Below are 5,072 nucleotides of genomic sequence, written 5' to 3' on the forward strand. Positions count from 1 at the left end.
GGGCCCCCGGGAGGAGGGTCAGGCGCAGGCGGCAGGCGTCGGGGGGTTCAGCGCGTCGTTGGCCTTGTAGCCGKAGGCGCCGACGTTCTTGTCGAGCAGCTCCTGCCAGGTGCCGTCGTCGATCATCTTGCTGATGGCCGTGTTGATGGCCTCGCACTGGTCGCTGCCTTTCGGGATGCCGACCCCGTAGTTCTCCTCGGAGAACGGGTTGCCGACGACCTTGACCTTCCCCTTGTTGGCCGGCACGGCGGCCAGGCCCGCCAGGATGATGTCGTCGGTCGTCACGGCGTCGACGGTCCCGGCGGTCAGGGCCGTGACGCACTCGGCGTACCCGGGCTGCTCGAGCAGGTTGGTGCCGGTGGCGTAGTCGTCCTTGATGCGCTGGGCCGACGTGGACCCGGTCACCGAGCAGAGGTTCTTGCCCTCGAGGTCCTCGGGGCCGGTGATGGAGTCGTCGTCCGCGGCGACCAGGAGGTCCTGCCCGGCGACGAAGTACGGACCGGCGAAGGAGACGACCTCCTTGCGCTTGTCGGTGATCGAGTAGGTGGCGAAGATCATGTCGACCTGGCCGTTCTGCAGCAGGGTCTCGCGCTGGGCGGACGGCGACTGGACCCACTCGATCTGGTCCTCGCCGTACCCGAGCTCGCCCGCGACGTACTTCGCGACGTCGACGTCGAAGCCGGTGTACTCGCTGCCGTCCTGGTAGCCCAGGCCGGGCTGGTCGAACTTGATGCCGATCTTGATCGTGCCCTCGGCGCCTCCGCTGCTGGCCGACGAGTCGCTGGTCGAGCCCGCCTCGTTGTCGTCGTCGCCGCTCGAGCAACCGGCCAGGGAGAGCGTGGCGGCTGCCGCCAGGGTGAGTACCAGTCGTCCTCTACGCATGATGTGTCCCCTTTGTGTGTGTGTGCGGTGTCGGTTCGTCCGGGGTCTCGTCGGGCCTAGTGGGTGAGGATCTTGGAGAGGAAGTCACGGGCGCGGTCGCTGGCCGGGGCCGTGAAGAACGTCTCGGGGTCCGCCTCCTCGACGATCTGGCCGCCGTCCATGAAGACGACGCGGTTCGCGGCCTTGCGGGCGAAGCCCATCTCGTGGGTGACGACGATCATGGTCATCCCGTCGCGCGCGAGGCCGACCATGACGTCGAGGACCTCGTTGATCATCTCGGGGTCGAGCGCGGACGTCGGCTCGTCGAAGAGCATCACCTTCGGCTGCATGGCGAGGGCGCGCGCGATGGCGACCCGCTGCTGCTGACCGCCCGAGAGCTGCGCCGGGAGCTTGTCGGCCTGGTCCCGGACGCCGACGCGGTCGAGGAGGTCGAGCGCGATCTCGTGGGCCTTCGCCGGCTTGACGCCCTTCGCCTTGACCTGGCCGAGCACGACGTTCTGCAGGACGGTCTTGTGCGCGAAGAGGTTGAACGACTGGAAGACCATGCCGACGTCGGCCCGCAGCCGGGCGAGCGCGCGCCCCTCCGCGGGCAGGGGCTCGCCGTCGAGGCGGATGGTGCCGGAGTCGATGGTCTCGAGGCGGTTGATCGTCCGGCACAGCGTGGACTTGCCGCTGCCCGACGGCCCGATGACGACGACGACCTCGCCGCGACGCACGGTGAGGTCGATGTGCTGCAGCACGTGCAGTGAGCCGAAGTGCTTGTCGACGCCCCGCAGCTCCACGAGGGCGTCGCCCGGATGGTCGGTCGGCGCGTCTGAGTGGTCCCCCATTGATCGAACCTAGGGCGGAACGTCCGATCTGGCGAGCGCTTACAGTCACGATCCGGCCACCGGATCGTCAAGGGACGTGCTCGATGCGGGACCTCCGACGCGCTCGCCGTACCCTGGTCGGTGATGTCCACGACCCTGCACACCGCCCTGCCGCACGTCCCGTCGGCGACCCCAGTGGCGCGCACCTATCTGGTCAAGACCCTCGGCTGCCAGATGAACGTCCACGACTCCGAGCACATGGCGGGCATGCTCGAGCAGGCCGGCTACGTGGCCGCCAGCCCGGCCGACGCCGCGGCGGAGGACGCCGACGTCATCGTCATCAACACGTGCGCGGTGCGCGAGAACGCCGCCGACAAGCTCTACGGCAACCTGGGCCGCCTGGCCGGCACCAAGCGGGCCCGGCCGGGCATGCAGATCGCCGTGGGCGGCTGCCTGGCGCAGAAGGACCGCAACGGGATCGTCGAGCGGGCGCCGTGGGTCGACGTCGTGTTCGGCACGCACAACCTCGACGTCCTGCCGACGCTCCTGGAGCGGGCCCGGCACAACGCCGAGGCGCAGGTGGAGATCGAGGAGTCGCTGCAGGTCTTCCCCAGCACGCTGCCCACGCGCCGCGAGTCGGTCTTCGCCGGCTGGGTGTCCATCAGCGTGGGCTGCAACAACACCTGCACGTTCTGCATCGTGCCCCACCTGCGTGGCAAGGAGCGCGACCGCCGGCCCGGGGAGATCCTCGCGGAGGTCGAGGCCCTGGTGTCGCAGGGCGCCATCGAGGTGACCCTGCTCGGGCAGAACGTCAACTCGTACGGCGTCGAGTTCGGGGACCGCGGCGCGTTCGCCAAGCTGCTGCGGGCGGTGGGCGCGATCGAGGGGCTGGAGCGGGTCCGGTTCACGTCGCCGCACCCGGCCGCGTTCACCGACGACGTCATCGCGGCCATGGCCGAGACCCCCACCGTGATGCCGCAGCTGCACATGCCGCTGCAGTCGGGCTCCGACCGCGTCCTGCGCGCGATGCGCCGCTCGTACCGGTCGGACAAGTACCTCGGCATCCTCGACCGCGTCCGGGCCGCGATGCCGCACGCCGCGATCACCACCGACATCATCGTCGGCTTCCCGGGCGAGACCGAGGAGGACTTCGCGCAGACGCTGCGCGTCGTCGAGGCCTCGCGGTTCTCGTCGGCCTTCACGTTCCAGTACTCGCCCCGACCGGGCACGCCGGCGTTCGACCTGCCCGACGAGATCCCCAAGGCGGTCGTGCAGGAGCGGTACCTGCGCCTGACCGCGCTGCAGGAGCGGATCTCGCTGGAGGAGAACCAGGCGCTCGTCGGCCGGACCGTCGAGGTGCTGGTCGCCGAGGCGGAGGGCCGCAAGGACGACGCCACGCACCGCGTCACGGGCCGCGCCGCCGACAACCGGCTGGTCCACCTCGCGCTCCCGGTCGACGCCGAGGCGCCCCGCCCGGGCGACCTGGTCACCGTGACGGTCACGCACGCGGCCCCGCACCACCTCGTGGCCGACTCAGCGCTGACCGGCGGCACGTTCGCGGTGCGACGCACGGCGTCGGGCGACGCGTGGGAGCGCCGGCAGAACGGCGAGGACGAGCACAGCCACGGCGGCGCGGGCGACTCGTGCGGCACCGGCGGGCCCGCGGGTCCGGTGGTCCTCGGGCTGCCGACGATCGGGCGCCGCTGAGCGGCTAGTTGTCCGGCACGTCCGGCGGCGGGGCGCCGTCGTGGGGGAGCACGGCCTCGAGCGACGAGAACATCTGCACGCCCGTGCCCAGCCCGCACGCGAGCAGCTGCGCCAGCTGGGGCTCGGTCACGCCGGGCTCGAAGTCGGCGGAGACCTCGCTGTACAGCGCGAGGACGCCCTCCTCCTCGCGAAGGTAGGCCTTGGGCCAGATCCGTTCGCGGTTCCAGTCGTTGACCGCCAGGGACGCGATCTCGCGCTGGTCCAGGGGCAGGCTGCGGTGCCAGCGGCCGCGGACCTGCAGGATCTCCTGCTGCTCGCCCAGGAGCAGGAACCAGAACCGGCTCCCGTCCCACGTGCCGGTGAGGTCGCCGTCGTCGTCGATCACGAACCGGTAGCCCCGGCCGACCAGGTAGTCGGCGATGCGCTCGCGGGTCAGCGGACCCGGCGGCTCGTCGTCGGGCGTCGGCCGCTTGGTGGGCTTGGGCAGCCCGCCGAGCACCCGCAGCAGCCAGCCCGGGCCGCTCACGGTGCCACTCCCGCCGGGTCCGGGTACCGCTCGTCGAGGGCGTCGAAGAACATGCTGCCGGTCGACAGGCCGCAGAAGAGCATCTGGCTGAGCTGGGCGTCGGTGGCGCCGTGCTCGAGGTCGGTGGCCACCTCCGAGACGACGTGCACGCGGCCGTTGTCCCGCACGCGGACGTACGCCTTGGGCCAGATGCGGTCGGCGTTCCACTCGTTGCAGACGTCGAGCACCTCCTCGAGCCGCTCGATGGCGACCTCGCGGTGCCACTGCCCGCGGACCTGGAGGATCTCCGACTTCTCGCCGAAGAGGAAGAAGTAGAACAACCGGCCGCGCCACAGCCCGCCCAGGTCGCCGTCGTTGTCGACGAAGTAGCTGAACTGGTTGTTGGTCATCCAGGCGGCGATGCGCGCCGGGGTGACGTCCGTGGGCAGGTCGACCGCCGGTTCCGCCACGCCGAGCTCCCGCGCGAGCAGCTCGGCCACGCGGTCGTGGAGCTCGTCGTCGTCGGGTTCCGGTGCCGGCAGCCGATCGGCTGCCTCGGGCCGCGAGCGACCCGGGAACCATCGCCGCGCACGCTCCCCGAACGACCCCATGCGCACGACAGTACCGGCGGTCGCCCACACAGGGAGGCCGTCATCCGGGTGGCGCGCGGTCTCGCGTAGGTTCTGGGCATGCTCGTCCGCGCCGCTCTCGTGCCCGACACCGCCCTCCTCGTGCCCGGCGCGTCGGGGTCGGCGCAGGTGCTCGCCGGGCTGCGCGAGGCGGCGCTGCGCGCGGTGGCCGAGGTGGTCTCGGCAGACGTCGCGACGATCGTCGTGGTGGCGCCCGGGCCGGAGCCCCGTGAGCTCACCGGCGTGGTGCGGCCGTCGCTGGCGGCCGCCGGGGTCCCGGACGAGCTGCTCGGGTGGCCGGTCGCGGGTATCCGGCTCCCGCCGGGCCCGGCCACKAACCCGTCGGTGTCCAGCGCCGTCGCCCTGCACCTGGTGGCCTGCGCCGGGCGGACCACCGGCCTGCGGGTGGTCGAGGTGTCGGGCCGGCAGCGCGCGGACGACCTTGCCGCCCTCGGGGCCGCCCTCGTGGGGGACGGGCCGACGGGCCTGGTCGTCGTCGGCTCCGGGAGCGGCCGGCACGGTCCGGACGCCCCGCTCGCC

Annotated in this window: 6 protein-coding genes; 2 read left to right on the top strand and 4 right to left on the bottom strand. The window is 72.0% G+C overall.

Going from position 1 to position 5,072, the window contains the following annotated elements:
- Positions 1–18 precede the first annotated feature (18 nt).
- Entirely contained in the window at positions 19–882 is an 864-nt protein-coding gene (locus ACXJKG_RS19220) for a glutamate ABC transporter substrate-binding protein (protein WP_456847335.1), read from the bottom strand.
- Between the two features lie 56 nt (positions 883–938).
- A complete protein-coding gene (locus tag ACXJKG_RS19225) occupies positions 939–1,712 on the bottom strand; it encodes an amino acid ABC transporter ATP-binding protein (protein WP_456847336.1) in 774 nt (257 codons plus the stop codon).
- 123 nt (positions 1,713–1,835) lie between these two features.
- Here ACXJKG_RS19225 and miaB point away from each other — a divergent pair, with 123 nt between their 5' ends.
- The gene (gene miaB, locus ACXJKG_RS19230) at positions 1,836–3,398 is read left to right on the top strand and encodes a tRNA (N6-isopentenyl adenosine(37)-C2)-methylthiotransferase MiaB (RefSeq protein ID WP_456847337.1); all 1,563 of its coding nucleotides are present in this window, start codon (positions 1,836–1,838) and stop codon (positions 3,396–3,398) included.
- Positions 3,399–3,402: 4 nt separating this feature from the next.
- Here the strand turns inward: miaB and ACXJKG_RS19235 are convergent, their stop codons facing one another.
- Together ACXJKG_RS19235 and ACXJKG_RS19240 are read right to left on the bottom strand one after the other, a co-directional pair.
- Positions 3,403–3,924, bottom strand: a complete 522-nt coding sequence (locus ACXJKG_RS19235; protein ID WP_456847338.1) for a YbjN domain-containing protein — start codon at positions 3,922–3,924, stop codon at positions 3,403–3,405.
- Complete coding sequence (locus ACXJKG_RS19240) at positions 3,921–4,514, bottom strand: YbjN domain-containing protein (RefSeq protein ID WP_456847339.1); 594 nt, start codon at positions 4,512–4,514, stop codon at positions 3,921–3,923. The genes ACXJKG_RS19235 and ACXJKG_RS19240 overlap by 4 nt, the downstream gene beginning before the upstream one ends.
- A 78-nt stretch (positions 4,515–4,592) precedes the next feature.
- Between ACXJKG_RS19240 and ACXJKG_RS19245 the strand changes: the two genes are divergently transcribed.
- The coding region (locus tag ACXJKG_RS19245; protein WP_456847340.1) for a hypothetical protein at positions 4,593–5,072 on the top strand (480 nt) is incomplete at its 3' end.

This window comes from Cellulomonas sp. P5_C6 (assembly GCF_054049635.1).